The following is a 26,167-nucleotide window of genomic DNA, read 5'->3' as shown; positions in this document are numbered from 1 at the left end:
TTCCTTGTTTTAAATCGTTTAATACTTGCTGTGTTATTATGATTCAAAATTACGGTCAAAATCACCGGCGGCACTTGATGTAGGATAAGAAAAACGGGGAAGTGTTTTTTTGAAGAGAAGCGATTTTATTACCCGCCTTTCCTCAAAAAAAGTATATTCGGCTTTACATTTACTTTGATGATCAGTTATAACTTATTCTTCCTCAGATTTATAAAAACCATTGCTTTTATTTTGTGTATAGCCTTTGTCTTGCCGGGTAAAGCCCAAATCTATACGGAGGGTGTCATACCCCAGCCAGTTAAAATAAAAAGTAACAATAGCACCTATGCGTTTCCCAGGGAATTTGTTATTGGTTTAGGTCCCGGCATCAAAGCAAGTAATGTCACTTTTTTTAGGCATTACATAAGTTTGGTCAGAGATATCCATGAAACCGGACCTTTTGTAAATCACAAGATGGCTGCATCAAATTTGTGGCTGCAGCTCGACCCAAAAAGTATTAGCCAACCCGAAGGATACACCTTAGTGGTTAAACCTCATCAAATAATCATTACCGGACATGATGAGGCCGGTGTTTTTTATGGCTTGCAATCGCTTATTCAATTGTTGGATATCGGTAAAGATAAAATAAGGGTTAAAGGTTACACTATTACTGATTATCCCCGCTTTGCCTACCGGGGCATGCACCTTGATGTAAGCCGCCATTTTTTCAAGCCGGACGCCATTAAACAATGGATAGATCTGCTGGCACTATACAAGATCAATACTTTCCATTGGCACCTTACCGATGATCAGGGCTGGCGCATAGAAATAAAAAAATATCCTTTGCTGCAAAGCATTTCGGCTTACCGCGATGAAACCATCATCGGCCATAAAAAAGACAGTCCGCATAAGTTTGATGGCACCCGTTATGGCGGCTATTACACCCAGGATGAGGTAAAGGAAATTGTAAAGTATGCTACCCAAAGGCATATTACCGTAATCCCGGAAATTGAAATGCCGGGACATGCACTGGCGGCGTTGGCTGCTTACCCACAATTAGGCTGTACCGGCGGGCCATATAAAACCGCTACTTACTGGGGAATTTTTGATGATGTGTATTGTGCCGGAAACGAAGAAACTTTCACCTTTTTGCAAAATGTGATGGATGAGGTACTTCCGCTGTTTCCTTCAAAATACATTCACATCGGCGGCGACGAATGCCCTAAAACCAAATGGAAAACCTGTCCTAAATGTCAAAAACGGATCAAAGACGAACATCTGAAAGATGAAAAGGAACTGCAAAGCTATTTCATCGGCCGGATGGAGAAATACCTGAACAGCAAAGGCAGGCAGATCATTGGCTGGGACGAGATACTGGAAGGCGGCCTAACACCCGGTGCAACGGTAATGAGCTGGACAGGTGAAGAAGGCGGCATAGCTGCTGCCAAACAACATCATGATGCCATCATGACACCCGAAAAATATGTGTACCTGGATTATTACCAATCGCTTTATCCTGCCGAACCATTAGCAGGCGGAGGTTATACGCCACTAAGCAAGGTTTATAATTATGAACCAATAACCGCTGAATTGAGCGGAGAGGAAGCAAAGTATATTAAAGGCGTACAAGCCAACGCCTGGAGCGAATACATGGCCAGCCCGGCACAAGCCGAGCGGCAGTTATTTCCGCGGATGCTGGCTTTGGCTGAGGTTGCATGGAGCCCTAAGCAAAGCAAAAACTATGATGATTTTTTAAAACGATTGAGGTATCATCAACCTTTAAGCAATCTGAATATAAATGCTGCTGAGGTATTTGACGAGATCACCGATTCTGTAATCGAAACAGCTAATCATCAGGTGGCGTTAAATCTCCAAACAACTTTACCCGGCGCTAAAATATTTTATACAACAGATGGTACCAAGCCGGGCTTAAACAGCAAAGGTTATACAGGTGCAATTACAATAGCATCATCAGGCATCATTAAAGCAGCTGTTTTTAATAATGGCAAACAGCATGGCCGGACTTATGAAAAATTGTTTACTATTCATCAGGCCATTGGCAAAACAGTAACACTTAAAAACCAGCCACAGGGCGGCTACAATCCGGGTAACACCTTTGGGTTGGTTAACGGTGTTTTCGGCAGTAAACTGTACAACGATGGTCAGTGGTATGGCTTTGCTGGAGATGATCTCGAAGCAGTAGTTGATCTGGGATCGATGCAAAATGTATCCAAATTAGGGATCAATATCTTAAAATACCACTGGCAAAAAATGTGGGAACCAACATTGCTTACCTTTGAGGTATCAACAGATGGAAGCAATTATACCGAAGTTTACCGCCAAACCGATTTCCCGGATAACGGTATCAACGCGGTAAGGGCAAACATCAAAACCCAACAGGCAAGGTATATCAGGGTAAAAGCAACCAACAAAGGCATTATCCCGCCTGGAGAGTATATTCCGGGCGCAAAGGCATGGCTGATGGTGGATGAGATAGTGGTGAATTGAACCATGATTGTCTGAACTCGAATTTATTGAATTGTGGGAATTTATTGAATTTACTAAGCATTCTGTCTATTCTTTTAATTCAATAAATTCAAATTCAGACAGAATTCTTAATCAGCGCAATCAACGAAATCATCCTAATCAGCGGTTATTTTTTTATATTTTTATACCAAACACTAATGCCTGCGTTATGTTGAGTAAAAAGTTTTTAATATTTGTCACTAATACTGATTCCCCAAGTATAACTCAATGAGCAAAGTATTTACTATTACCGAAGGTTTGGAAAACATGGGGGCTTTACGAACGGGCGGTCAGGGCTCTGTTTATAAAGGCCGGCGTTATGGGCCAATTATCACAGCGGTAAAACTCCTGCCCACACCTATTCACACCGAAAGCACCGACGATAAAAATTTTCGCAACTTCCAGAACGAGGTCGAAAAACTAAAAAAAGTAAACGAAGAACCTAACCCCAATGTGGTTAAGATCCTTAATTCGGGTATTACCGAAAGTGGTTCGTTCCCGTTTATTGAAATGGAATATATTGATGGCCCCGATCTGGAAGATCTGCTGAAGCCGCCTCACGAGGCTATCTTCAGCATTAAAGAGGTCATCAAACTTGCCGATCAGCTGGCAAACGCTTTATCGCACTGTCATAAAGTGTCGGTGAAGCATGGTGACATCAAGAGCAATAACGTAAAATTCAACGTACACACAGGCAACTATGTATTGCTTGATTTCGGTCTTTCGGCTATGTCTGATGATCAGCGCCGCACCAGTATCCGCCATGCCGGGGCTATCGAATTTATGGCGCCCGAGCAAAACGAAGGCTTGATGTATTTCCAAACGGATGTATACAGCTACGGCATCATCCTGTATGAATTAATTGGCGGACAGGTTCCCTTCCCGTTAAAAGATAACGGCGAAACTGCCCGCAATGCGGTAATGCTGGCCCATATGGAATCGGAAATTCCGGATGTAATGGAGCTGCGCCGCAAAAACCTGCCCGAAAGCTGGTCGGAAGAGCAGAAGGAAATGCAAATGCAGGTGCCTGCATGGTTGTTGAAGGTGGTAGCTAAATGTTTACAAAAAGACATTAATAACAGATACGCCAACGGCATCGAACTGCAGGAAGCTTTAATGCAGGGCAGCATTGGTGCCATCAGCCCGACACACCCTGACGAATCATGGAACACGGAAGTTTTATTGAAGGAAAACGAACGGCTGCAAGGCCTGGTGTTGTACTACCAGGAAAACGAGAATAAACAACCAGTAGAGGTTGTTAACAGTGCTCCTGTTGATCCCAAGGCAGTGCGCATGTCAAAGCCGATCTTTATCATGTTCATGATATTGCTTTGCGGCTTCACGGTGTTTTCGGCAGTGGTGATGGATAAGTTTGGCGGTCGTATTTATCATGGCGTGGTGGACAGGCTGTTTAAACCGTCAAAAAAGCCCGCTGATACTGCCGCTACAAAGGTCATTCTGCCTGCAAAAAAAGACTCTGTTGAAACTAAGCCCAATGATTTCAGGGACGAAAGCAATATCCCGCCAGAAGTTGATTCAACGGCCGATTCGATATTGCGAAATATACAACGTGCAAAACAACAAAAAGAAGACACCCAGTTTTACCGCGACAGCGTGAAAAAAGCGGATACTTCTAACTTAAACTTTTAATGATTTAGCAGATACGAAATGGAACCTAAATCAACATTTTGGAAACGGATTGGCCTTCAGGACTGGTTTTTACCCAATGGTAAACCGGTGAATGCTGAGGCTGTAAAAATAAAAGCGCTCACGCCCGATGATGTGTATATGTACATCATCGAAAAATTCAAAGAGTCGATCAAACAGCTTTCCTTTGCCGACAGGATAGTTTTTTACCATGAGTTTATCATCAGCTTTAACGAGGAAGATTACCAGGACTTTGTGAACAACCGTTCGGGGTTATTCGGTATTATCGTTAATGAGTCGGTAAAAAAATTTTACGAGCTGCTGCGCGAACACCAGGAAGTAGGCAAAAAGGTGGAACCTTCAAGCTCTAAATGGGTATTCAGGCTGGTATCCCACCCCGATTATAAACGGGGCGATAAAGGTTTTATAGGCAAATTGCTGCCCGGTACAAGCACCAAAAAGGAAGAGAACCTGCGGGTTACCTTTATTCCGCGCCAAACAGGTGTTGCCCAAACGCTGGATATCAGTAACGAAGTTTTGAAAGGCTTTACATATTACAGCGAGGGTTATTATGAACTGCCTTATGCTAACGACCTTCATTATAACGAAAAGGACGTGGCCAAACCCGGCACTAAAGTACTTGCCCGACTGGAAACTATTATGCCCGATAAGCAGTTTGTGGGCCGCAAGGTAGAGTACCTGATCAAGGATGACGATATTGTGGTGTCGGGCGATGATGAGGAAAGGGACGAGCAGGCGGTGTTTAAAGTACCTTCGGAGTGGGTAAACACCCCTCACCTGCGCATCAGGCTAAACAAGGCCGATGGCAAGTTTTACCTGGCATCGTTTGGCGAGCGTACCCTGATCAATGAACTGGAAGTAGCCGGGAGCGATGTAAACTCGCCGCAATGGGTTGAGCTGCCGTTCAACTCCAGGATCTTGCTTAATGGTATAGTAGGTATCAACATATTTAAACCCGAACCATAATGTCACAAATATTATCAATAGGGCTGCTGGCTGTATGTGTGCTGTTATTGGTAGCTCATTTTATCGACATAAAAAAATCCAGTTAAAACCATGGCAAATAATTTTTTCGGGATAACAGATACCGGTAAACAAAGGCAAAACAATGAAGATGCCTTTATTGCCGAAAAATCAGGCGATGGTAATTTTATCATAGCCTGTGTGGTTGATGGGGTTGGCGGCTACGCCGGCGGTGAAATAGCTGCCGAAATTGCCCGCGCTACCATCCTGGAGCAATTGCAATTTATTGCAGGCGATATTGTACCACTGCTGGTAAATACGTTCACTATTGCCAATCAACGTATTTACGAGGAAAAAGTACAGAACAAAGATCTTGAAAACATGGCCTGTGTGCTTACACTGGCCGTGGTGGATGTGATCAACAATAAGTTTTACTATGCCCACGTAGGGGATACCCGTTTGTACCTGTTGCGCGATTATTCGCTCATCAAGATCTCAAAAGACCACTCCTTTGTTGGTTTCCTGGAAGACTCCGGCAGGTTGACCGAAGAGGCTGCAATGGATCACCCGAAGCGGAACGAGATCAATAAAGCGCTTGGTTTTGCAGGGCAGATCAATAAAGATCCTGATTTTGTGGAAACAGGTAGTTCGCCCTTTTTGCCGGGCGATATCCTGTTGCTGTGCAGCGATGGACTTACCGATCTGGTTGATAAAGGGAAGATTACCGAGATCCTTACCAGCAGCGATAACCTGCCGCAAAAAGGGAAAAGGCTGATTGATGCAGCCAATAGCCGCGGCGGTAAGGATAACGTGACTGTGGTTTTAGTGCATAATGACAAGGAACGCAAACAGCATAGCGCTACCAAACCGGCAGTCGCTGTAAAAATACCCGAACAGCCTGAGATAATACCGGCCCCTGTAAAAACGCAGAAGGAACCAGAACCCGTGGTGAAAACAAAAGGTAACGGTGGTACGGTAGCTATACTCACCCTGCTGTGCTTTATTTTTTTAGGCGGATTTATCTGGCAGTTTAAAAAGAATGCCGATCAGGCCGCCATCCCTAAAAAAACAGATACACTTGCAGTTCAGCATATCAAAAACGCTGCCGAGTTAAAACTTCAGGATACCATCAATAAACTAAAAGGCCATACCCTGTTACTTTCAGCTGCTGATTTTCAGCAGCCTATTATATTAAGCGATACGCTGCATATCAATAAGGACAGCCTCTACATTAAAACAAAAGGCGCTATCGTATTTAAAAAAGATTCCACCTACTCGGGGCCTGCCATTGCACTGGCTGCTAACTGTAAATATGTGGTGCTGGATAGTGTTGCTTTTGATGGTTTCCCTACGGCTATCGTTACGCACAACGATGCCTTGGTGTTAAAAAATGTGCAGTTCAATAACTGCTTAACGCCGGTACAGGTATCGTACCTGTTCCCTAATAAAAAATACATTTCGGGCAGGTTGTTTGGCAGTATGTTCAAAACCGATTCTGTTCCAACTAAAGCTACCCACTAATAAATGGCCCAGGAAAATCCAAAAGTACCCGGCAGGCGAATGGAACGGCTGTTCCTGTTGCTTACAGGCATATTGCTGGCCGTTTTATTTGTAAGGCTGTACAGTGTACTACAGCTTAAATTTACTGATGTTGATAAGCGCCTGAAGGATGGTACTATCGTAAACCTTAACTCGCCTAACACAGCTCAAAATGTAAAGGCCTTACTTAAAAAAGGTTACTATTTTGATGACCCGAAGGATGTGGATTACATTGAATCGGTAATTGCATCGCGTAAAGCAGCAGGCGACCTGGTTGATAATACCGGCGAGCTCAACAAACGCAAATACTACGTAAATGCCGATGAGGCTTTTGAAAAAGGCGGCGAAACTTTTAAGAAACGCGTACTTACCTCCCGCACACTTTTAGGTTATACCGGCGATGATTCAACCCGCTTTGAGCAGGAATTGAAAAACCCGCCAGCTTTAGGCGCACAAACAGATCTTAACCTCGGCGAATACAGCATTAAAGGTACTATACAGCATAAAGGCGAGCCCATACCCGGTGTATTGGTAAAGCTGACCATGATATTACCCCGCGATAGTATTTTTAGCGATGAGGAAACGGGAGCAAAAACCTCCTATTCAGAAAATGGCTCTGCCTACAAAAAGCTTTACGTACTTAACGATCAGAAAAAGAAAGTACTGCAATCATTAACCGCTTTTGCCCGTACAGATGCCGAAGGGCGCTTTGTATTTGCCAAGCTGCCGACCGGTAAAGCATTTTCAGTATTGCCGATGCAGCCGGGTTTTGAGTTTGGCCGCTCGCAAGGGATTGATGAGCTGGATAAAGACGTAACGTTTAAATTTAACCAGGCCCCGCATAGCATCAAGCTGCTCTCCACCCGCGATTTTAACATCCTGAAAAAGGAAGGCGCTTTCATTGTACGTTATCAGGATGAGTTTAACATGTGGTACTGGATCATTGCCGTTTGCTTTTTTGCCGGTTTTATCATTGTACACCTGTTGCTCAGTGCCCGGTACCCAAACGCTGATCAGATCATTTTACCGCTCATTATGATGCTTACCGGCATCTCGCTCCTTACCCTTTTAAGCTTACAGGATCCGCTGCGCGACAGGTTTTTGGCTAAGGATACACTTATTTACCTGGGTATCGGCATAGCAGGGATTTGTATTATTCAATTATTCAATCTGCGCAAGCTTAACCCAGATTCAGGCTTTTACCGTTTGCTAATTTTTAAGTGGAGCAGGACCGCGGCTAACGGCTGGCCCTGGGCTATTGTAGCCATGGCCATACTCTTCTCTACAATTTTGTTTGGAACAGGTCCGGAGGGTAGCGGTGTTAAAGTAAACCTTTTGGGTTTTCAGCCAAGTGAGATCGTAAAATATTTGATCGTTATTTTCCTTGCGGGATTTTTTGCTACGAACGAAAAGTTCATCAGTCAGTACGCCAGTTGGAGCAAGCGCTGGTCGTTCTTTTCATTCGCGCTTATTGCTACTGTAATCACCTTATTATTATTCTTGGTTTTAGGCGATTTAGGCCCGGCTATGGTGATCTGTTTTACGTTTATTATCCTGTTCTCGTTTTCGCGGGGCGATTTCCTGTACATGGCAGGTTTCGTTGTATTATTTGTGCTCACTACCTGGTTCTTTGATAATATCTGGCTTAGTGCAGGCATTACATTCTTTTCGCTTGGGGGCGTGGTATTTTTCAGGCGCAGGAGGCTGAGCGAATCGGCCATTATGGCTTTGGTGGTGATCACTGCCTTTTTAACCATCGATAAAATTCCCGGTCTTGATAAAATTATTCCCGGTCCGGTTGAGCGCTTGGTGGAGCGTAAGGCCATTTGGCAGGATGCCTGGAATAACGAAGTATACGGCGGCGACCAGGTAGCTAACGGCCTCTGGGCTATGGCCAGCGGAGGCTTAAGCGGACAAGGTGTAGGACAAGGTTTTGCCAAAACCATCCCCGAAGCCCATACCGATATGATCCTGCCATCCATCGGCGAAGAATTTGGCTGGGCTGGTATGGCCGCAGTGTTCATCCTGTTTTTGTTGTACCTGCACCGCTCGATCATTATTGGCAGACAAACGGGGATGCCGCTGTTGTTTTATCTCAGTGCGGGCATAGGTGTATGTACCTTTGTGCAGTTTCTGCTGATAGCGGGCGGCTCCATCGGGGCATTACCGTTATCAGGGGTTTCCCTGCCTTTTGAAAGTTACGGCGGTTCATCATTGGTGATCAACCTGTTGGCAGCGGGCTTCCTGTTGTCGGTGTCATCGGTAAGGGGCACAGCCGTACAAATGGATTATATCACCAAACAGCAGGATAAAAATTTGGTACCTGCGTTGGCAGCCGCGCTTGCCGGCGTAGTTTTACTGGTGGTCAATGTATCCCGCTATACTACAGATAACAAGCAATGGGTGGTAAAGCCGGCTTTGGTTGCTGATAAAAGTGGCCTGAGGATGTTTAGCTACAATCCGCGTATAGCCATATTGATGAACAAGTTGCAGGCCGGTACAATTTATGACCGTAACGGACTTATCCTCGCAACCAGCAAACCCGAGCTCATCGAAAAACAAAAGAATAAACTAAGCGCTTCGGGCATGCTGCATTATGACCTGGATTCGGCTATGCATAAGCGGTTGGACAGGTTTTACCCATTTGAGGAACAAATGTTTTTCTGGACGGGCGATCAAAACACAGGCGTTTTTAATGGCAGTACCAACGGTTATTTCGCCGAATATGAACATGCTGCGGAACTCCGCGGGTTTCATATGCCCATCACCAATTACAACGTAAAAGCATCGCGCTACCAGGAAGACAGGTTTTTACCCCGCGGCATGAAGGAAATGACCGTAGCCAAAAAAGACTACAGTGCATTAGCCAACCTGCTCATCAGCGACATTAACGGCCCTGAAGTAAGTGCATTTAAAAATAAAAACCGCGATGTAAAACTCACCATGGATGCGGATCTGCAAACAAGTATCCAGCAATCCATTGCATCTGATACTTCGCTATATGATAACCGTGTATCGGTAGTGATTGTTGAATCCAATACCGGCGATGTGCTTACCTCTGCACAATATCCGTTGCCACCGGTTCATAACTGGGACCAGCTTACCATGCCGCTTGCCGATCAGAATAAACTGGCAACCTGGCTAACCACTACCGATCTGGGCTTTACCTATGCCAGTCAGCCGGGTTCAACAGCCAAGGTTTTAACGGCTATGTCGGCATTTAATAAGTTGGGGATAGCTGCCGCCGAAGTACAATATCATGTAAGTACTGAAGAGCGGATCCGTACCAAAGGCATCGAACCGGACGAAACCGGTATGATCACTATGGAGCGGGCCATAGCCAAATCAAACAACGTTTATTTTATTAAGCTGGCCAACCAGGAACATCTTGAAGAGTACATGGCCACACTGTATCTTAAAACAGGTATGTTTTTACACGGCGTAGGTGGTTACTATTATAATAAACCGGTATTGAATGTTACCCAGGAAGATAAGTGGCGCGCCCTATGGCGTAAAACGGAATTTAATACCAAACCGAGGTATGATCCTAACAACATCCATAAAACAAGAGCAAAAGGTATTTCGGGTATGGCCTGGGGACAGGGTGAACTTATCGCTACCCCGGCGGCTGTAGCAAGGCTGGTATCCGGCGTAGCCAACAGTGGTGTATTGATGCCTAACAGGTATGCGCTAAAAATTGCCGACTCGACGGTGGCCGTAAAAAGCGGTATCAAACTGGCCGATGATCCGCGTTATGCAGCATTGTTAAAGCAATACATGATTGAGCAAAGTGCGCCTAAAACTCCTATATTAGGGATAAAGGTGGCCGGTAAAACAGGTACGCCTGAACGTATTGTCAGGAACCAGAGCGTTAACGACGGCTGGTATGTTTTCTTTGCACCAAAAGAAAAGGGCAGTGGTTATATAGTGACATGTATCCGGGTTGAGTCGACTCGCGGATCATCTGACGCGGTGCACCTCGCGGGTAACCATGTGATCCCATTCCTGTTAAAGAAGGGCTATATTAAAAGCATGGAAACGGAAACCACTACCGAAGAATAGTGTTTAAGCAGAAAGGAAAGAGCAAATGGCATTTAGTTTATTTAAAAGAAGCGGCGAAAAGCAACCCTGGGATGTAAAAAGCTTGCGCGAAGCAATACTACGTTTCATAAAAGAATCGCTGCAAAAGATAGAAGGTGGCGAAGGCGGCCATATCAAAGAGTTGAAACTTTTTATAGCTTCCGATGCTGATGACAAGTCTATCTACGAAGGGGCAGTTTATGTGCACGATAAACAGCTATTCAAAAACGAAGTTCAAAAAATAGCCGACGATTTTGCCATTAACTTACCTCCGGATTGGACACTTGATGTTGAATTCACGGAGCAGTTTCCGGCAGATGCCAGAAGGATGCACGACCTGGACGTAGCTTTTGTCATGAACACCCGTAAGCAGGTTGCCCATAATGCAGCCTCCTTTACAGCCTATTTACGGATACTGAGCGGTGAGGCCGAAAAAGAAGAATACCTGATCAAAGCTACCGACCCTAAGCTCAATATCGGCAGGGATAAAAAGGCGGTTACCGAAAATGGTTCGTTCAGGCTTAATCAGTTGGTTTTTCCGGGAGAAAGCAGGGATGACAGTAATAAATACATCAGCAGACAACATGCCCATATTGAATGGGATGCCGAAAGCGAACGCTTCATGATCTTTGCCGATGAAGGTGGTGTCCCCCCGCGCAACAAAACCAAGATCCATATAGCTGCCGATGGCAAAATGATCAAACTTAATTCCACCCAGATAGGTCACCCTTTAAATGAAGGCGACCAGGTGATATTGGGGGAATCGGCGGTGTTTTTGTATAGTACGGTGGCAGAGCGTTAAATAACAACTTTTAGCGTTGTTCGTTCTGCTTTAAGTCTCAAAAGCTGTTTAAAAATACAAAAGATTCATTGCCGTTGGTTTTAACCAACGGTAAAAAGCTGAGAAGCCTTGGCTTTAGCCTAATTATACATGAGGATTGGGCTAAAGCCCTCTTACCCTTGCTCATTATTCCGTTGGTTAAAACCAACGGCAATGAAGTATTAGCTGCCTGTGAACTATATCACCAAATTTAAATGGTCTCTTAAAGATTACGACCCTATCGCCTTCCTGTAATTCCTTAGTGCCCTGATGATCGACATTACAATTTGGTGCTGCCCTTCGTCCGAATTAAGGTATTCTTCCTCTTCCGGATTATTGATAAAACCGGTTTCTATCAGCACGGCCGGCATAGCGCTGTGGGCCAGCACCAGTACGCCCTGCTCTTTAACGCCATTACTCTCGCGGCCATCTACCCCGGTGAACTCATCATCGAGCAGATCGCCGAAACGGATACTTTGCTTGCGATATTTTTGGATATAAGCATTCAGTACGATCAGGTTTGAAGGATCACTTTCATCATAACTTTCATAGTTCTGCTTATAATCCTTCTCCTGAAAAATAGAAGCATTTTCACGTACGGCCTCTTCCTGTTCCTTAAGGCGGTGGAAACCATATACCAGCAACAACACCCCTTTTTGTTTATGTGCACGGGCGGCAGTGCCCTCAGGCGATGAGTTGCAGTGAATAGATATAAACAGGTTACCATGATTTTGATTGGCAATAGCCGAGCGCTGGTTTAGCGGGATAAAGGTATCATCGGTACGGGTAAGGATGGACTTAACATCGGTAATAGCTGTATCAAGCGCGGCCTTAAGCTTCAGGGCTATAGACAATGTTACATTTTTCTCAAACGAATGTGAGCCGCGCGCACCTGCATCTTTACCTCCGTGTCCGGCATCAATGATAACTGTTTTAAACTTAAAGGTAGTAACAGCCGGGATAGTATCTTTTTGCTGCGCGAATGAATTTTGAAACCAGAATACCAGGACAATCATCCCTAAGAAAGCGATGTATCTCATTTCTTCACCGCCTTTTTACTGCACTTAGGGCATAAGCCATGAGCATACAAAGTAAAGCCATGTGGTTCAAAACCTGCAGGCAGGTTTATAGCAGGCAGGTTCATATCATTAAGGCAATATACATTTTTGCACTGGGTACAATTAAAATGCAGGTGCTCATCATGATGATCATGCTCGTTACAGTTTGACGAACACAGCGCATAATTTGCCGTACCGTTCAGATCAAAAACCTTATGGATAATGCCTTTTTCTTCAAAAGCGTTGAGAATACGATAAAGGGTAACCCTGTCTATATCATGCATCAGGCTCTCCAGGTCGGGCTGTGAGGTAGCTGTATGCCTTGATGACATCATCGATAAAACCCGTAATCTTGGCGCAGTTTTTTTCAGGTGATGCTTATCAAGCAGGTGCTCAAAATGATGTATATCCCGGGTTTGTGTCATGTATTAATCAGGTAATAATTATAAGGCCGCTAATTTAATAATGGTACGTATAATATTCGCCATTAGTTGCCGGCTTTTATAACGGTATTTTTTATTGGCTTAGTATGATGGTCCGGCACCCCACTGTTATGCTTTTCATGATTACAAGCCGGGCTTAAAAAGCAATTAAACAGCAAAAATGCGTAAAAGAATTTCCTGTGGCGCTTATCCATTATTCAACTTTTTTAAGTTTATATGTTTTATGATCATGATTGCAGGCACCGGTATACCTGTAGTTTACATAATGCGCGGCGGCTATCATCAAGCCGCCAAAAGGAACTATCATAGCTTCCATTTTTCCTGTCGTCGCGAACGCATGCCCGCCCATAATGATGGCAAAACCCAATACCAGCATCATTAACGGCACCAACCGATGATGAGTACGTTTATATGACAAGCCAATAGAATAAATGCCTATAGCCAGTGCAAAAATGATCATCCCCCACTCTACCCAGGCATTGGCTAAAAACCCAAGACCAACCAGCGGCAAACTGGTAAACAACAAAGGCACTACTGCACAATGAACGGCACAAAGCGTTGAAGCGGTAATACCGATATTATCCAGCCTGGGCGAAAGCTTTTGAAAATCCATGATGCAAATATAAATAAGTTAATGCAACTAAATTGCATTTGTTTTCATTATGCATATTTGCGCGTATTAAATTAACAAACACCTGACAATTACTTAATATTAATCAGCAAACCGTATTTTTGCGGCCTTACATAGAAAAACGCAATTGAATTTACAGCCCCTGTATCATATAAAACAACTTTGGCAAAGCGCCTATAGCACAAAAGCCAGCAGGCTCAAGCTATTGAGTGCTACCATTGTCATAGTCATCATCATTAACCTGCTGCCCACCTTTTTTAAGCATATCGAACGCCGCACAGATGGCGTTGTATTACATGATTGGATATTGGCTCATTTGCCATCTTACGATCTTTCGGTTCCGATTTTTATACTTATCTGGGGTATGGGCCTGCTCATGATGTGGCGTGGATTGTATAATCCAAAGGTATGTATCAGTTACATTTGGACGCTGAATTTAGTATGTATAGCCCGTTTTGTTACCATAAGCCTGGTTAAACTTAATCCGCCCGTTGGCCTTGTTCCATTGATTGATCCAAGCACGAGCGTTTTTTACGGCCACACCTTTATCACTAAAGACCTGTTTTTTTCGGGCCATACGGCAACTATGGTATTAGTGTACCTGCACTTGCAAAAGCGCACGGACAAAATAATAGCTTTAATTGCAGCACTATTGTTGGTAATAATGCTGCTGATACAGCACATCCACTATACCATTGATGTATTGGCTGCACCTGTTATTGTGTATGGATGCTGGAGATTGGCAAAGTGGTTGGGATTGGAATGATTATATCATAAACCGTCATCCTGAATGTTTAAATCCAGTGGACTCTGAAAGAAGAACGACATTAAACAAAAAGGGACTGGTCACCCTGAGCTTGTCGAAGGCGAGCGCGTAGAGGCCCGCCCGCTATGCTTCGACAGGCTCAGCATGACACCCATTTTAAACTTTACCACCTTTTATAATTTGGCAGGACGACATTCTGATTTCACATCCATTCATCTGCCAAATGCATGCTCTCCTTTAAATCGTTATACAACTTTTTAAATACCGGGAACATCTTGCTGTAAACTTCATGGTTTTTAGTATCAGGTTCGATAAAATCCTGTTGTTCAACCCTGGTGAGCACATCATAATTTTCAGGATGCAATACCCGCGCAGCGAGATAAATAGCACCCAGTGCTGATGAATCTTCAGACTGAAGCACGGCCAGTCTTTTACCTGTGATATCAGCCAGTATTTGTGTCCATACCGCCGAACTGGTAAAACCTCCACTGATGTTTACCTGCACAATCTCTCCGGAAGCATCTTCCAATGTTTTAAGCACATCGTTCAGCGCAAAGCAAATTCCTTCAAGCCCCGCACGTAAAAAGTGAGAGCGGGTGTGTGCCGGTTTTATGTTAAAAAATGTACCACTGGTTTTGGTATCCCAAAGCGGCGCGCGTTCGCCGTATAAATAAGGTAAAAATATCAATCCATTGCTTCCGGCTGGTACAGATGCTATTTCAGCAAATAAATCATCATAATCTGCAGCGGTTAGGTTTTCCTTTTGTAAAAAGTTTTTGAGCAACCAGTTTACCGCTATGCCACCGTTGTTTACTGCTCCGCCGCAAACATAAGTTTGCTCATCGAGCAGGTAATTAAAAACCATCGCATCGTAATTGTAAACCGGCTTCGGGCTGGTAATGCGTACTGCGCCGCTGGTACCAATAGTAAGTGCTGCCACATCAGGGCCGGTGGTGTGACTGCCTAAATTAGCGCAAGCGCCATCACTTGCTCCCACTACAAACGGCGTATCGGCATTAATACCGGTTAACGAAACAACTTCCGGCTTGATGCCATTACGATAATAAGTTGTATTAACCGGGGTAGATAACTTTGAGGTTGTAATGCCCGTTACGGTCATAGCCTCTTCATTCCATTCCTTTTTAACAATATCAAACAGTCCGGTTGCAGAGGCAATAGAATAATCCACCTCAAAAACACCAAAAAGCCTGAACCAGATAAACTCTTTTATCGAAATAAATTTATGCGCGACCTCAAAAACATCGCTTCGATTTTCACGCAGCCAAAGCAATTTATTTAATGGCGACATAGCATGGATAGCGGTACCGCAATTATGATATAACGATGCGCCCTGCCCTGTTTTTCTTAACGCCTGCGCAATGTTCTCGCTCCGGGCATCGGCCCAGGTCATCATAGGCAGCAATGCTTCTCCATTTTCATCAACCGGAATAATGCTGTGCATAGCGCTGCTCAGGCTTACGGCCTGCGGAACTGCCCCCAATTTGCTGGTAATACCTGCAAGGCATTTTACAAAAGCATCCCATATCAACAGCGGGTCCTGTTCGCTATAGCCGGGTTCGGGGCTGTTAATCGGGTAATGATTGGATATTGTGCCCAGGGGGTCGCCCGTTAAACTTATAGCTACGGCCTTAGTACTGCCGGTGCCAATATCAATCCCTAAAATATATGCCTGCATGGTGATGTATTTGACGCCAAAATAATAAACAGAACCGGGATTGTCTGAACCGGAATTAAACGAATAGGAAGAATTTATTGAAGTTCATATTCTATCCATTCTATAAATTCTTCAAATTCGAGTTCAGACAGTCAACAGTCACATCCATGACAGCAAAGGACAGTTCCGGCATTTATATTATCTACATTAGCCTTACCAATATAAACTAATTAGAGAATATGCAAATAATTTTAGGAGTCATCTTTCATTTTATCGGTGGCTTTGCTTCGGGGAGCTTTTACATCCCCTACAAAAAAATAAAAGGCTGGGCCTGGGAAAGCTACTGGATAGTAGGCGGCATTTTTTCATGGCTCCTTGTACCGCCACTTGCGGCATGGTTAACCATACCAGGCTTTGCCGATATTATAAGCCATACGGATACTGCAACCCTTGGTTGGACATACCTTATGGGTTTGTTATGGGGCATTGGTGGTTTAACCTATGGCTTAGGGGTACGCTATTTAGGTGTATCATTAGGAAGCACTATTATACTTGGACTATGTTCGGTTTTTGGATCGATAATCCCATCGGTGTATTATGATTTTTTCCCGAAGGAAGGGAAAGACACTTTTACGCTGATGTTGCATACCCAATGGGGACAAGCAGTTTTATTAGGCATTTTACTTTGCGTTGTAGGCATTATCATATGCGGCAAAGCCGGCACAATGAAAGAAAAAGAGCTATCGGCAGATAAAACCATAGCACAGGAAAATAAGGATTACCGCTTTGGTTTGGGTATAGTAGTAGCCATAGTATCCGGCATATTGAGTGCATGCTTCAACTTCGGTATCGAGGCCGGTAAAACCATGGCCGATACGGCCAATCATGCATGGCAGGCAGGCCATCCGGGCCAGGGTAATTTTCTGTACGCCAACAATGTAACCTATATCATTATACTTTGGGGGGGCCTAACAACCAACTTTATATGGTGTATGATATTGAACGCCCGCAACAAAACGTTTGATAATTATACCGATAAAAAAACGCCGTTACTTAAAAACTACCTGTTTGCAGCGTTGGCGGGTACAACGTGGTTTTTACAGTTCTTTTTTTATGGCATGGGCGAAAGCAAAATGGGTAACGGCGCAAGTTCGTGGATATTGCACATGGCTTTCATTATCCTGATAGCCAATACATGGGGCCTCGTGCTTAAAGAGTGGAAAGGTGTAAGTAAAAAAGCATTCGCAACGGTAATAGCCGGTATAGCAGTCATTATACTATCGGTGCTGGTTGTGGGATATGGTAACTCAATTAAATAATAAAAAAATAAAATTCACTAAGTCAATAATTCGCTAATTCACTAATTGAAAAATATGTCATCGAAAACAACTGAATTTAAACATGTAAGCTATTTGTGGGACGAAGCAAAAGCCGCCGAACTGGAAGGCGATGAAGTAGCCCTGCTTATATACCGCTCCAACCTTTTGGGTGCCGATTTGCGCCTTACCAACTATGGAGGTGGTAACACATCATGCAAGCTTAACAGTAAGGATCCTTTAACCGGCAATGACGTTGAAGTAATGTGGATCAAAGGCTCGGGTGGTGATATTGGTACCCTGAAAAAAAGCGGTTTAGCTGCCTTGTACGTTGATCGTTTGCGCAGCCTTAAAAACATCTATCGCGGTGTTGAATTTGAGGACGAGATGGTTGAGTTGTTTAATCATTGCATCTACGATCTTAATTCAAAAGCGCCATCTATTGATACCCCGCTTCACGGCTTTCTGCCATTCAAACACATCGATCACCTGCACCCTGATGCTGCTATCGCCATCGCGGCAGCAAAAGACGGTAAAAAAATAACCCAGGAACTTTTTAATGGTACCATTGGTTGGGTTGAATGGAAAAAACCAGGCTTTGAATTAGGCCTGCAGTTGAAACAATGTTTAGACGAAAATCCTGGTATCCGCGGCATTATGCTGGGCTCACACGGTTTATTTACCTGGGGCGATACCGCTTATGAAAGCTACATGAACACGCTTGAAGTTATTGAGCGTTGTGCCGAATATCTTGAAGAAAACTATGGCAAAAAAGGGCCTGTTTTTGGCGGACAAAAAGTTGAAAGTTTGGACGAGGCCGACCGTAAAAAACAAGCTGCTGCACTTGCACCGGTATTACGGGGCTTTTGCTCAAGCTACAGGCACATGGTAGGTCATTTTACTGATGATGCCCGTGTATTAGAATTCATCAACTCCAATGATCTTGACCGTTTAGCTCCACTTGGTACCAGCTGCCCTGACCACTTCCTGCGTACTAAGATCAGTCCGCTGGTGCTCGACCTTGCGCCGGGTGAAGATTTGAGCGATGTAACCGCATTGAAAGCGCGTTTGGCCCCTGCATTTGAGGCCTACCGCCAAATGTATACCGACTATTACAACACCTGTAAACACGATAACAGTCCGGCCATCAGGGATACCAACCCGGTAATTATACTGTATCCAGGCGTAGGCTTATTCTCTTTCTCAAAAGATAAACAAACCGCCCGTGTTGCTGCAGAGTTTTATACAAACGCTATCAATGTAATGAAGGGTGCCGAGGCTATCTCTGAATATACTTCGTTGCCACGCCAGGAAGCTTTTGATATTGAGTATTGGTTGCTGGAAGAAGCTAAATTACAGCGTATGCCTAAGCCAAAAGCACTGTCAGGTAAAATCGCCCTGATCACAGGCAGCGCAGGCGGTATAGGTAAAGCTATCGCCAAAAAATTTGTTGACGAGGGCGCTGTGGTTATCTTAAATGATATGAATGCAGAACGTTTGGAAGGTGCCGGCGAAGAGTTCAAAAAACAATATGGCAAGGATTCGTACACAACGGCCGTACTTGACGTAACCAATGCCAGCCAGATAAACGAAGCGCTTGAGATAGCTGCCTTAGCTTTTGGCGGTGTGGATATCGTGGTGAATAACGCCGGTTTATCTATCTCTAAATCAATTGCCGACCATACCGAGAAAGATTGGGATTTATTGTATGATGTATTGGTTAAAGGCCAGTTCTTCATTACCCAGGCAGCTGTAGCTGTTATGAAAAAACAAGACATCGGCGGTGATATCATTAACATTGTAAGCAAAAACGCTTTGGTTAGCGGACCAAACAATGCGGGCTATGGCTCAGCAAAATCGGCCCAGTTACACCTGAGCAGGTTAAACGCTGCCGAACTTGGTACCGACAAAATCCGTGTGAACGTAGTTAACCCGGATGCAGTGATCAGCGACAGCAACATTTGGGCTGGCGGATGGGCCGAAGGTCGCGCTAAAGCTTACGGCGTTACTGTTGAAGAGCTACCGGCTTACTATGCCAAACGTACTTTATTAAACGAGGTAATTTTACCTGCCGATATTGCCAACGCATGTTTCGCCTTTACGGGCGGTCTGCTCAACAAATCAACCGGCAACGTGTTAAATGTTGATGGCGGCGTGGCGATGGCCTTTGTGAGGTAGTTTCAATAACCCATGTCATTGCGAGCGATAGCGTGGCAATCGCACGGAAGCATGGCCGCCATGTGTAGCCGCTCTGTATAGCATGCGATTGCTTCGTTCCTCGCAATGACATATTTATAAATTTAGCAAGTTCAAGCGTGGGCGTCTGAACTTGCTCATATAATCATAACCAATACCAATTATGCAGTTAGAAAAATATAAAATTGATGAAGCCAATCATCAGCAGCAAAAAGATCATCAGCGCAAATTTGATTTTGTTGCCGGTGATGTAAAAAATCTGGATGCTATCCTGCAAAAACTGATTGATTTTAATATTGCCATACCAAGCTGGGCTTTGGGCACCGGCGGTACGCGTTTCGGCAGGTTTTCGGGTGGTGGTGAGCCACGCAGCCTGGAAGAAAAAATTGAAGATGTGGGCCTGATCCATGCGCTTAACCGCAGCAGTAACTCCATATCATTGCATATTCCCTGGGATATCCCCTCAAACGCTTTGGCTATAAAAGCGCATGCGGCACAATTGGGTTTGCATTTTGACGCGGTAAACTCCAATACCTTTCAAGATCAGCCCAACCAGGAGTTTAGCTACAAATTTGGCTCATTACACCATGTAGATAAAGCGGTGCGCAAACAGGCTGTTGCACACAACATTGAGGTTATTAAATATGGCGTTGAGCTTGATTCAAAGGCTTTATCTGTTTGGCTGTCGGACGGATCAAACTTCCCGGGTCAACTGAATATGCGCGGTGCTTTTGAGCGTACTTTAGAGAGCTTACAGGAGATTTATGAAGCACTGCCTGATGATTGGAAAGTTTGGGTAGAATACAAACCGTATGAGCCAAACTTTTATTCAACCACCATTGGCGATTGGGGCCAATCATACCTGCTGTCATCTAAATTAGGGCAAAAAGCACAAACATTGGTTGATCTTGGTCACCATTTACAGGGTACCAACATTGAACAGATAGTTTCATTATTGCTAATGGAAGGCAAGCTGGCAGGTTTCCATTTTAATGATTCAAAATACGGTGATGACGACCTTACCGTTGGCAGTATCAATCCATATCAGCTATTCCTGATCTTTAACGAACTGGTTGAAGGTATGGACGCCCGCGGCATGACACATGCTACTTCAATAGGTTGGATGATCGATGCATCGCACAACATAAAAGACCCTATTGAGGATTTGATTCAATCTGTAGAGGCCATTAAGATAGCCTACGCACAAGCACTTTTAGTTGATACTCCTGCCCTGGTACAAGCCCAACAGGATAATGATGTAGTGCTTGCACAAGAAATTTTGCAGCAAGCTTACCGCACAGACGTTCGTCCGTTGTTGGCCGAAGCAAGGTTAAGGGCAGGCGGTGCATTGAACCCATTAGCTGTTTACAGGCAACAAAGCATCAGGGAGCAGCTAATTGGCGAACGAGGAGCAAAAGCAGTATCAACCGGATTGTAAGCCTATGGAGCCGATACCCGTTATAGCCGTTTTTGATGTGGGTAAAACCAACAAAAAACTGTTCCTGTTTGATGAAAACTACAAGATAGTTTTTGAACGGACAGCCCGTTTTTTGGAAACCCACGATGAGGATGGCGACGCATGCGAAAACCTCGACAGCCTAAGGCTATCAGTGTTTGACTCATTGCGCGAAATTTTTAAGCATAAGGAATTTGATCTTAAGGCGGTCAACTTTTCTACTTACGGCGCCAGCTTTGTTTATGTTGACGAATATGGTAAACCGCTTACCCCATTGTATAATTACCTGAAACCATATCCGCCGGAACTGGGCAGGCAGTTTTATGAAAACTATGGTGATGAAGCCAGGTTTGCGCTGGAAACTGCTTCGCCCGTTCTGGGCAATCTTAATTCGGGATTACAACTTTACAGGCTAAAATACGAGCAACCGGAAGTATTTAAGCGGGTAAAGTACGCCCTGCATTTACCGCAATACATGAGCTACCTCATCAGCGGACAAATGGTGAGCGACTTAACCAGCATTGGCTGCCACACTGCTCTTTGGGACTTTGGTAAAAACACCTACCACAACTGGCTCAGTGATGAAGGTATCCTGCCTAAAATGGCTCCACTACACCCTGCAGATAGTGTACTTACTGCCGAGTTTCCGGGCAGCACTTATAAGGTTGGTATCGGGCTGCATGACAGTTCGGCAGCACTGATACCTTATCTCGTGAGCTTTAATATGCCCTTTGTGCTCATCTCCACAGGTACATGGTCTATCAGCCTAAATCCATTCAATCAAACGCCGCTTACTGCCGATGAGCTCAAGCAAGATTGTCTTAATTATCTGCAATATAAAGGCAGCCCGGTAAAGGCATCGCGCTTGTTTACCGGCTATGAATATGAGCAGCAGGTAAAAAGGATTGCCGCTCATTTTAAGCAAGACGAGATCAGGTACCGTACCATAAACTATGATCCTGCTATAGCAGCACGATTAAATAATCAACCTGCGTTGCAGGCAACTGAAAATAGCGGACAGTTACAGAAATCGGCATTTGAACAACGCGATTTAAACAGTTTTGCCGATGATGTTGAAGCTTATCATCAACTCATGATTGACATTGTTGCCCAGCAAACCATATCCACCAATTATGTTTTAAATGGCTGCAAGGTAAAACGCATTTTCGTTGACGGCGGTTTTAGTAAGAACAGCGTTTTCATGCATTTGCTTGCGCTTGCGTTTCCGCATTTGGAAGTGTACGCGGCCTCAATGGCACAAGCCACTGCTGTTGGTACCGCCCTTGCCATTCATCATGCATGGAATACCAAAACATTGCCGCATGATTTGATTGAGCTCAAGTATTATTCGGGGGTGCAGAGCGAGGTTGTATAATACAGACTCCATGAACCCCTCCCTGTTGTCATTTCGGCGAACACCGGGGAGGGCAAAGGGATAGCCTGAGGAGAAATCTTATACGTTATGCATTTGGGTTTGACAAGGCGTATAAGATTTCTCTTTCGCCCCCGAGCTCAATCCATTCCGCTCAATCGAAATGACATTTCTTTATAAGCCACTCATTTAAAAATCCGGTTATCAGCCGGATTTTTTTATTTTAGGGCAACCAATTAACCACCCGCTTCATGAAAAGATTATCCATCTTTCTTTTATTGCTCAATTTTGTAGTCGTTGCTAATGCACAACAAACTAAGCGCAAAAAAGCCATCATTGTGCTTACTTATGACGATGGTATCAATTCGCAATTAAACATCGCTATCCCCCAGCTCGATTCAGCACACCTTACAGGCACGTTCTTTTTAATGGGTAATATGACCGAAGCCACTTTGCCTCGCTGGCGCGAGGTGGGCAAAAAGGGCTATGAACTGGCCAATCATACTTTATACCATCCTTGCCTGCTCACCAATGTAAAAGCCAACCCTGCCAATAATTCGGCTATTTATACTCCCTATATGATGCTGCGCGAGATCAATGAGATGAACACGCTGCTTTTTGCTGTAGATGGAAAAACAGGTAGCCGCACCTATGCATATCCATGTACAGAGGTTGAGGTTGGAGGCGTGAATTATGTTGATACCCTGCGTAAAGCAGGCCTTGCAAAATACGCCCGTATAGGCGGCGGTCCGGATGCTGTGATCACCGATTTTAAAAATCTCGACCCTTTAAAAGTGCCTTCATGGGGCGTGTCAGGCAACCCGGTAACTGGTGAAGCCCTGATAGATTTTGTTAAGAAAGTGCAGCAAAGCGGAGGCCTCGGCATTTTTATGTTTCACGGTGTAGGCGGCGATTATCTGATTACCCCAGCCGATGCACACCGGCAATTACTTAAATACTTAAGTCAACACCGAAACGAGATTGAGGTAACAACCTTTATGAAGGCGATGGACGAGGTTATGGCAACTAAATAATTACGCTATCAGGCTAATGATGTCTGCAATAACAGTTTCATCTTTAATTATCCGTTCATGACCGCGACCTTCGTATACTTTAGTTTCAACCTCGGGATGAGCTGTAAGGACAGCGTTAAGGAAGGGGAATGGCGCAACTCTATCTTCCGGATCATAGGCTAACCAATGCCGGGAAATTGAACCTGCGGGGTATAAATTATTGAAGGCAAAACCAGAAGCGTTCATATCAAATTTCTCTTCAAAGTCTGCAAAAAAATTATCCTGCGCAGTCTGGGCTACATCAGCTGCGTTCAGGCTGGCTATAAAATTTTCCTTTAGATTGGTTAGCGGGGCAATACTGATAAGTAAATCAGGTTTAGCCCCGGTTTCCTTAATTGCCATGGCATTAGCCATACTACCCAACGAATGCCCAATAATTACATCCGGCGCACCATAGGTTTTGATCACCGCTTCAGCTGCTTTGGCAAACAGCAGCAGGTTTGACAGCTCACCTTCCGAGCTTCCGTTGCCAGGCGTATCAAAGGCTATTATCCGCACACCATCAATGTTTTTTAAAGCGGCGATAAGTTCTGCAAAATCAGCAGCTTTTGAGCCCCAGCCATGAGTGATCATGATCTTGCGGTTGCCTTCACCCCAGATAAATCCGTTAAATTTCAAAGCCGATTTGGCAAAGTGAGGATCATCAACTTCAAGCGTAAATTGGTGGGCTTCATCAAGCAATTGCTGTTGCTGCAAACGCACCGGCATTTTAGGCGAATAACAAATGAGCTGCCAGAGTAAGCTGTTCATATCAGGCGCCTCGGCACCTTCAAGGGATTTTACCTGGTTAAATACCGTTTTAAATTTTTTCATAAAGGAGGGAAGAGCTGCTTCGCAAGGTAAGTAATAATCTATAAAAATATACCGAAAGGTATTTTATTTACATTACCCGGACGAAAAAAAGTTCTTTTATTGTCACCCGCCCTACTCCATACGTGATGAGCAGATGAAAATCGACAGCAAAAACAAATAAAAACCATGTCATTGCGTAGTGTGGCAATCTCGTAATCAATGCATCTCCGATCTGAATAGCTACGAGATTGCTTCGTCGTCCCTCCTCGCAATGACGTGATTGTAAGTTATTGATTATTAAGTGTGTTTTAGGCGACGATTTTATAATATGGGCGTTGCCTGCGGCCGGGCTGTACGCTCATACTGCGCAGGCATTAGCCACAGGCCGGTATCCGCTCCCATCCCTAACGCGGCCCGCGCACCATCCCTGAAATGTATTTTACACGTCATCACGTTTTTTTTCAGGATTTCCCTGATAGTTACTCGCAATGACATAGTTTTTTACGCTAACATTCCCAGCGATCCCTCATCTTGCCTACTCCTCCCCTTTCAGCACCTTCAACGAATAAAAACTATCCCGCCAGTAGATGCCGCCCCGTGCAACAGTAACAACAGATGCTTTTAAAAAACACCATGCCAAAAAGAACGCTGAAAAAGGGATCATAAACGCATACCACCACTTATTGGGCGGTACTATCACCATATAAATCATATGGAATACCAGCATAATCCCGGCCATGATCCGGATTGTTGTATCGCCAAAAATGAACATCAGCGGCATTGGTAAAGCCACGGTTAAAAGCATATGAATGACGTTAAAAATGGCTTGTGCCAGGTTATAATTAGCTATAGAGAATGAGTTTTTCTGAACGCCACGCCCAAGCTCGCCAAGGCTTTTATACCATTCCAGGCAAACAGCTCCTTTGCCGGCTAAAACATCCTGCCTGAAACCTTCGCGCTTCATGATCCGACCGAGTTGCAGGTCATCATCCGGACGGAGTTTGATGCGCCGGTGAGTGCCAAATTTTTCGTACGCTGTACGTCTAACCAAATTGAAAGCCCCTATACCCGATGATGCTTTTGATTTGGGATTTTTGGCTTCCCATGGCTTCATATCAACCATAAGCATAATGCTGAGGGTTGCAAACACACTGTTTAAAATGGCAGACCGGGATATGAGTTCTGGTAATATGGTTAAATGATCGAGCTGCTGTTTGACCGCGTAGCCGACTGCCTTGTTGATAGCATCAGGATGAAAAACGATATCGGCATCGGCAAAAAGGACCCATTCTTCGGTAGTGCTCATATACCCCTGGTACAAGGCATTGTTTTTACCCAGCCAGCCCTCTGGTAAAGTGTTTATGGTAGTCACCTGAAGTTTTGGATAGCGTAAGCTAAAATCTTTCAGGATATCGGCAGTACGGTCGGTTGAGCGATCATTCACAACAATAACCCTATGGTTGCTATAATCGATTTCTATGATTTAGGCAATAGATGTTTGATAATTTTTTTCATAGGGTCTATTTTGATTGACACATGCGAAGATTCTTAGGATGAGTTTGTTTCTGACAGCATTAATTACACTCATTTTATTTTTCTTTTGCTGTTCTACTTTACGTTCGTAGAAGCGTTTTAGATCGCTATTATGTTGTATAGCAACTATTGCTGCCAAATGCAGCAATGTCTTCACCTTCTTATTAGCCATGTGTGAGACCCTGGCTTTTTTGACAACTCTACCGGATTCATCTGTAAAGGGGGCCACACCTGAATAGCAGGCAAATTTCTTCGGGTCATTAATGTCTTTGAATTCATTG

20 protein-coding genes are annotated in these 26,167 nt (G+C 44.3%); 12 read left to right on the top strand and 8 right to left on the bottom strand.

Annotated features, from left to right (window positions below):
* The first annotated feature begins 177 nt into the window (after positions 1–177).
* From BMX50_RS33315 to BMX50_RS33290, 6 genes are all read left to right on the top strand, one after another.
* Positions 178–2,487, top strand: coding sequence for a glycoside hydrolase family 20 protein (locus BMX50_RS33315; RefSeq protein ID WP_091222291.1), 2,310 nt, complete (start codon positions 178–180; stop codon positions 2,485–2,487).
* Between the two features lie 246 nt (positions 2,488–2,733).
* Entirely contained in the window at positions 2,734–4,155 is a 1,422-nt protein-coding gene (locus BMX50_RS33310; protein ID WP_091222287.1) for a serine/threonine protein kinase, read from the top strand.
* A gap of 18 nt (positions 4,156–4,173) precedes the next feature.
* Positions 4,174–5,139 (top strand): hypothetical protein, encoded by a 966-nt coding sequence (locus BMX50_RS33305; RefSeq protein WP_091222282.1) that lies wholly within the window; start codon positions 4,174–4,176, stop codon positions 5,137–5,139.
* A gap of 90 nt (positions 5,140–5,229) precedes the next feature.
* Positions 5,230–6,657 carry a PP2C family protein-serine/threonine phosphatase gene (locus BMX50_RS33300; RefSeq protein ID WP_091222278.1) on the top strand — a complete coding sequence of 476 codons (1,428 nt, stop codon included), beginning with the start codon at positions 5,230–5,232 and terminating at the stop codon, positions 6,655–6,657.
* 3 nt (positions 6,658–6,660) lie between these two features.
* A complete protein-coding gene (locus tag BMX50_RS33295) occupies positions 6,661–10,737 on the top strand; it encodes an FtsW/RodA/SpoVE family cell cycle protein (RefSeq protein WP_091222273.1) in 4,077 nt (1,358 codons plus the stop codon).
* Between the two features lie 25 nt (positions 10,738–10,762).
* Complete coding sequence (locus tag BMX50_RS33290; RefSeq protein WP_091222268.1) at positions 10,763–11,557, top strand: FHA domain-containing protein; 795 nt, start codon at positions 10,763–10,765, stop codon at positions 11,555–11,557.
* A gap of 248 nt (positions 11,558–11,805) precedes the next feature.
* Here BMX50_RS33290 and BMX50_RS33285 read toward each other — a convergent pair whose 3' ends face one another.
* The 3 genes from BMX50_RS33285 to BMX50_RS33275 form a co-directional block, all read right to left on the bottom strand.
* The gene (locus tag BMX50_RS33285; RefSeq protein ID WP_091222262.1) at positions 11,806–12,615 is read right to left on the bottom strand and encodes an N-acetylmuramoyl-L-alanine amidase family protein; all 810 of its coding nucleotides are present in this window, start codon (positions 12,613–12,615) and stop codon (positions 11,806–11,808) included.
* A complete protein-coding gene (locus BMX50_RS33280) occupies positions 12,612–13,058 on the bottom strand; it encodes a Fur family transcriptional regulator (RefSeq protein WP_091222256.1) in 447 nt (148 codons plus the stop codon). Before BMX50_RS33280 ends, BMX50_RS33285 begins: the two co-directional genes overlap by 4 nt.
* 211 nt (positions 13,059–13,269) lie before the next feature.
* Complete coding sequence (locus BMX50_RS33275; protein ID WP_091222251.1) at positions 13,270–13,689, bottom strand: MerC domain-containing protein; 420 nt, start codon at positions 13,687–13,689, stop codon at positions 13,270–13,272.
* Positions 13,690–13,834: 145 nt separating this feature from the next.
* Between BMX50_RS33275 and BMX50_RS33270 the strand changes: the two genes are divergently transcribed.
* Complete coding sequence (locus tag BMX50_RS33270; RefSeq protein WP_091222246.1) at positions 13,835–14,473, top strand: phosphatase PAP2-related protein; 639 nt, start codon at positions 13,835–13,837, stop codon at positions 14,471–14,473.
* Positions 14,474–14,675: 202 nt separating this feature from the next.
* Here BMX50_RS33270 and BMX50_RS33265 read toward each other — a convergent pair whose 3' ends face one another.
* A complete protein-coding gene (locus BMX50_RS33265; protein ID WP_091222243.1) occupies positions 14,676–16,169 on the bottom strand; it encodes a gluconokinase in 1,494 nt (497 codons plus the stop codon).
* 218 nt (positions 16,170–16,387) lie between these two features.
* On the opposite strand from BMX50_RS33265, the gene rhaT reads away from it, so the two are divergent.
* The 5 genes from rhaT (at position 16,388) to BMX50_RS33240 (ending at position 23,522) form a co-directional block, all read left to right on the top strand.
* A complete protein-coding gene (rhaT, locus tag BMX50_RS33260; RefSeq protein WP_091222237.1) occupies positions 16,388–17,467 on the top strand; it encodes an L-rhamnose/proton symporter RhaT in 1,080 nt (359 codons plus the stop codon).
* A gap of 54 nt (positions 17,468–17,521) precedes the next feature.
* Positions 17,522–19,642 carry a bifunctional aldolase/short-chain dehydrogenase gene (locus BMX50_RS33255; protein ID WP_091222233.1) on the top strand — a complete coding sequence of 707 codons (2,121 nt, stop codon included), beginning with the start codon at positions 17,522–17,524 and terminating at the stop codon, positions 19,640–19,642.
* Positions 19,643–19,823: 181 nt separating this feature from the next.
* Positions 19,824–21,098: a sugar isomerase gene (locus tag BMX50_RS33250; RefSeq protein ID WP_091222228.1), complete on the top strand. Its 1,275-nt coding sequence runs from the start codon at positions 19,824–19,826 to the stop codon at positions 21,096–21,098.
* A 4-nt stretch (positions 21,099–21,102) separates the two neighbouring features.
* Positions 21,103–22,491, top strand: coding sequence for an FGGY-family carbohydrate kinase (locus BMX50_RS33245; protein WP_091222225.1), 1,389 nt, complete (start codon positions 21,103–21,105; stop codon positions 22,489–22,491).
* 248 nt (positions 22,492–22,739) lie between these two features.
* Entirely contained in the window at positions 22,740–23,522 is a 783-nt protein-coding gene (locus tag BMX50_RS33240) for a polysaccharide deacetylase family protein (protein WP_091222219.1), read from the top strand.
* Here the strand turns inward: BMX50_RS33240 and BMX50_RS33235 are convergent, their stop codons facing one another.
* The 4 genes from BMX50_RS33235 to BMX50_RS33225 all read right to left on the bottom strand — a co-directional run.
* Positions 23,523–24,374 (bottom strand): alpha/beta fold hydrolase, encoded by an 852-nt coding sequence (locus BMX50_RS33235; RefSeq protein ID WP_091222209.1) that lies wholly within the window; start codon positions 24,372–24,374, stop codon positions 23,523–23,525.
* A 300-nt stretch (positions 24,375–24,674) separates the two neighbouring features.
* Positions 24,675–24,848 carry a hypothetical protein gene (locus tag BMX50_RS34705; RefSeq protein WP_167668172.1) on the bottom strand — a complete coding sequence of 58 codons (174 nt, stop codon included), beginning with the start codon at positions 24,846–24,848 and terminating at the stop codon, positions 24,675–24,677.
* A 40-nt stretch (positions 24,849–24,888) separates the two neighbouring features.
* On the bottom strand, positions 24,889–25,827 hold the full coding sequence (locus tag BMX50_RS33230) for a glycosyltransferase family 2 protein (RefSeq protein WP_262494063.1): 939 nt from the start codon (positions 25,825–25,827) through the stop codon (positions 24,889–24,891).
* A 9-nt stretch (positions 25,828–25,836) separates the two neighbouring features.
* A partial coding sequence (locus BMX50_RS33225; RefSeq protein WP_143065327.1) for a transposase occupies positions 25,837–26,167 on the bottom strand: 331 nt, incomplete at its 5' end.

Origin of the sequence: Mucilaginibacter gossypiicola, assembly GCF_900110105.1 — a bacterium.
Taxonomy (GTDB): Bacteria; Bacteroidota; Bacteroidia; order Sphingobacteriales; family Sphingobacteriaceae; genus Mucilaginibacter; species Mucilaginibacter gossypiicola.
This window is presented reverse-complemented; position numbering and strand designations above follow the sequence as displayed.

Coding starts and splice junctions, on each gene's coding strand:
- BMX50_RS33310 (WP_091222287.1), top strand. CDS start 2,734: ATGAGCAAAGTATTTACTATTACCGAAGGTTTGGAAAACATGGGGGCT.
- BMX50_RS33285 (WP_091222262.1), bottom strand. CDS start 12,615: ATGAGATACATCGCTTTCTTAGGGATGATTGTCCTGGTATTCTGGTTT.
- BMX50_RS33275 (WP_091222251.1), bottom strand. CDS start 13,689: ATGGATTTTCAAAAGCTTTCGCCCAGGCTGGATAATATCGGTATTACC.
- BMX50_RS33305 (WP_091222282.1), top strand. CDS start 4,174: ATGGAACCTAAATCAACATTTTGGAAACGGATTGGCCTTCAGGACTGG.
- rhaT (WP_091222237.1), top strand. CDS start 16,388: ATGCAAATAATTTTAGGAGTCATCTTTCATTTTATCGGTGGCTTTGCT.
- BMX50_RS34705 (WP_167668172.1), bottom strand. CDS start 24,848: ATGTCATTGCGAGTAACTATCAGGGAAATCCTGAAAAAAAACGTGATG.
- BMX50_RS33280 (WP_091222256.1), bottom strand. CDS start 13,058: ATGACACAAACCCGGGATATACATCATTTTGAGCACCTGCTTGATAAG.
- BMX50_RS33295 (WP_091222273.1), top strand. CDS start 6,661: ATGGCCCAGGAAAATCCAAAAGTACCCGGCAGGCGAATGGAACGGCTG.
- BMX50_RS33245 (WP_091222225.1), top strand. CDS start 21,103: ATGGAGCCGATACCCGTTATAGCCGTTTTTGATGTGGGTAAAACCAAC.
- BMX50_RS33240 (WP_091222219.1), top strand. CDS start 22,740: ATGAAAAGATTATCCATCTTTCTTTTATTGCTCAATTTTGTAGTCGTT.
- BMX50_RS33300 (WP_091222278.1), top strand. CDS start 5,230: ATGGCAAATAATTTTTTCGGGATAACAGATACCGGTAAACAAAGGCAA.
- BMX50_RS33250 (WP_091222228.1), top strand. CDS start 19,824: ATGCAGTTAGAAAAATATAAAATTGATGAAGCCAATCATCAGCAGCAA.
- BMX50_RS33315 (WP_091222291.1), top strand. CDS start 178: ATGATCAGTTATAACTTATTCTTCCTCAGATTTATAAAAACCATTGCT.
- BMX50_RS33255 (WP_091222233.1), top strand. CDS start 17,522: ATGTCATCGAAAACAACTGAATTTAAACATGTAAGCTATTTGTGGGAC.
- BMX50_RS33235 (WP_091222209.1), bottom strand. CDS start 24,374: ATGAAAAAATTTAAAACGGTATTTAACCAGGTAAAATCCCTTGAAGGT.
- BMX50_RS33290 (WP_091222268.1), top strand. CDS start 10,763: ATGGCATTTAGTTTATTTAAAAGAAGCGGCGAAAAGCAACCCTGGGAT.
- BMX50_RS33265 (WP_091222243.1), bottom strand. CDS start 16,169: ATGCAGGCATATATTTTAGGGATTGATATTGGCACCGGCAGTACTAAG.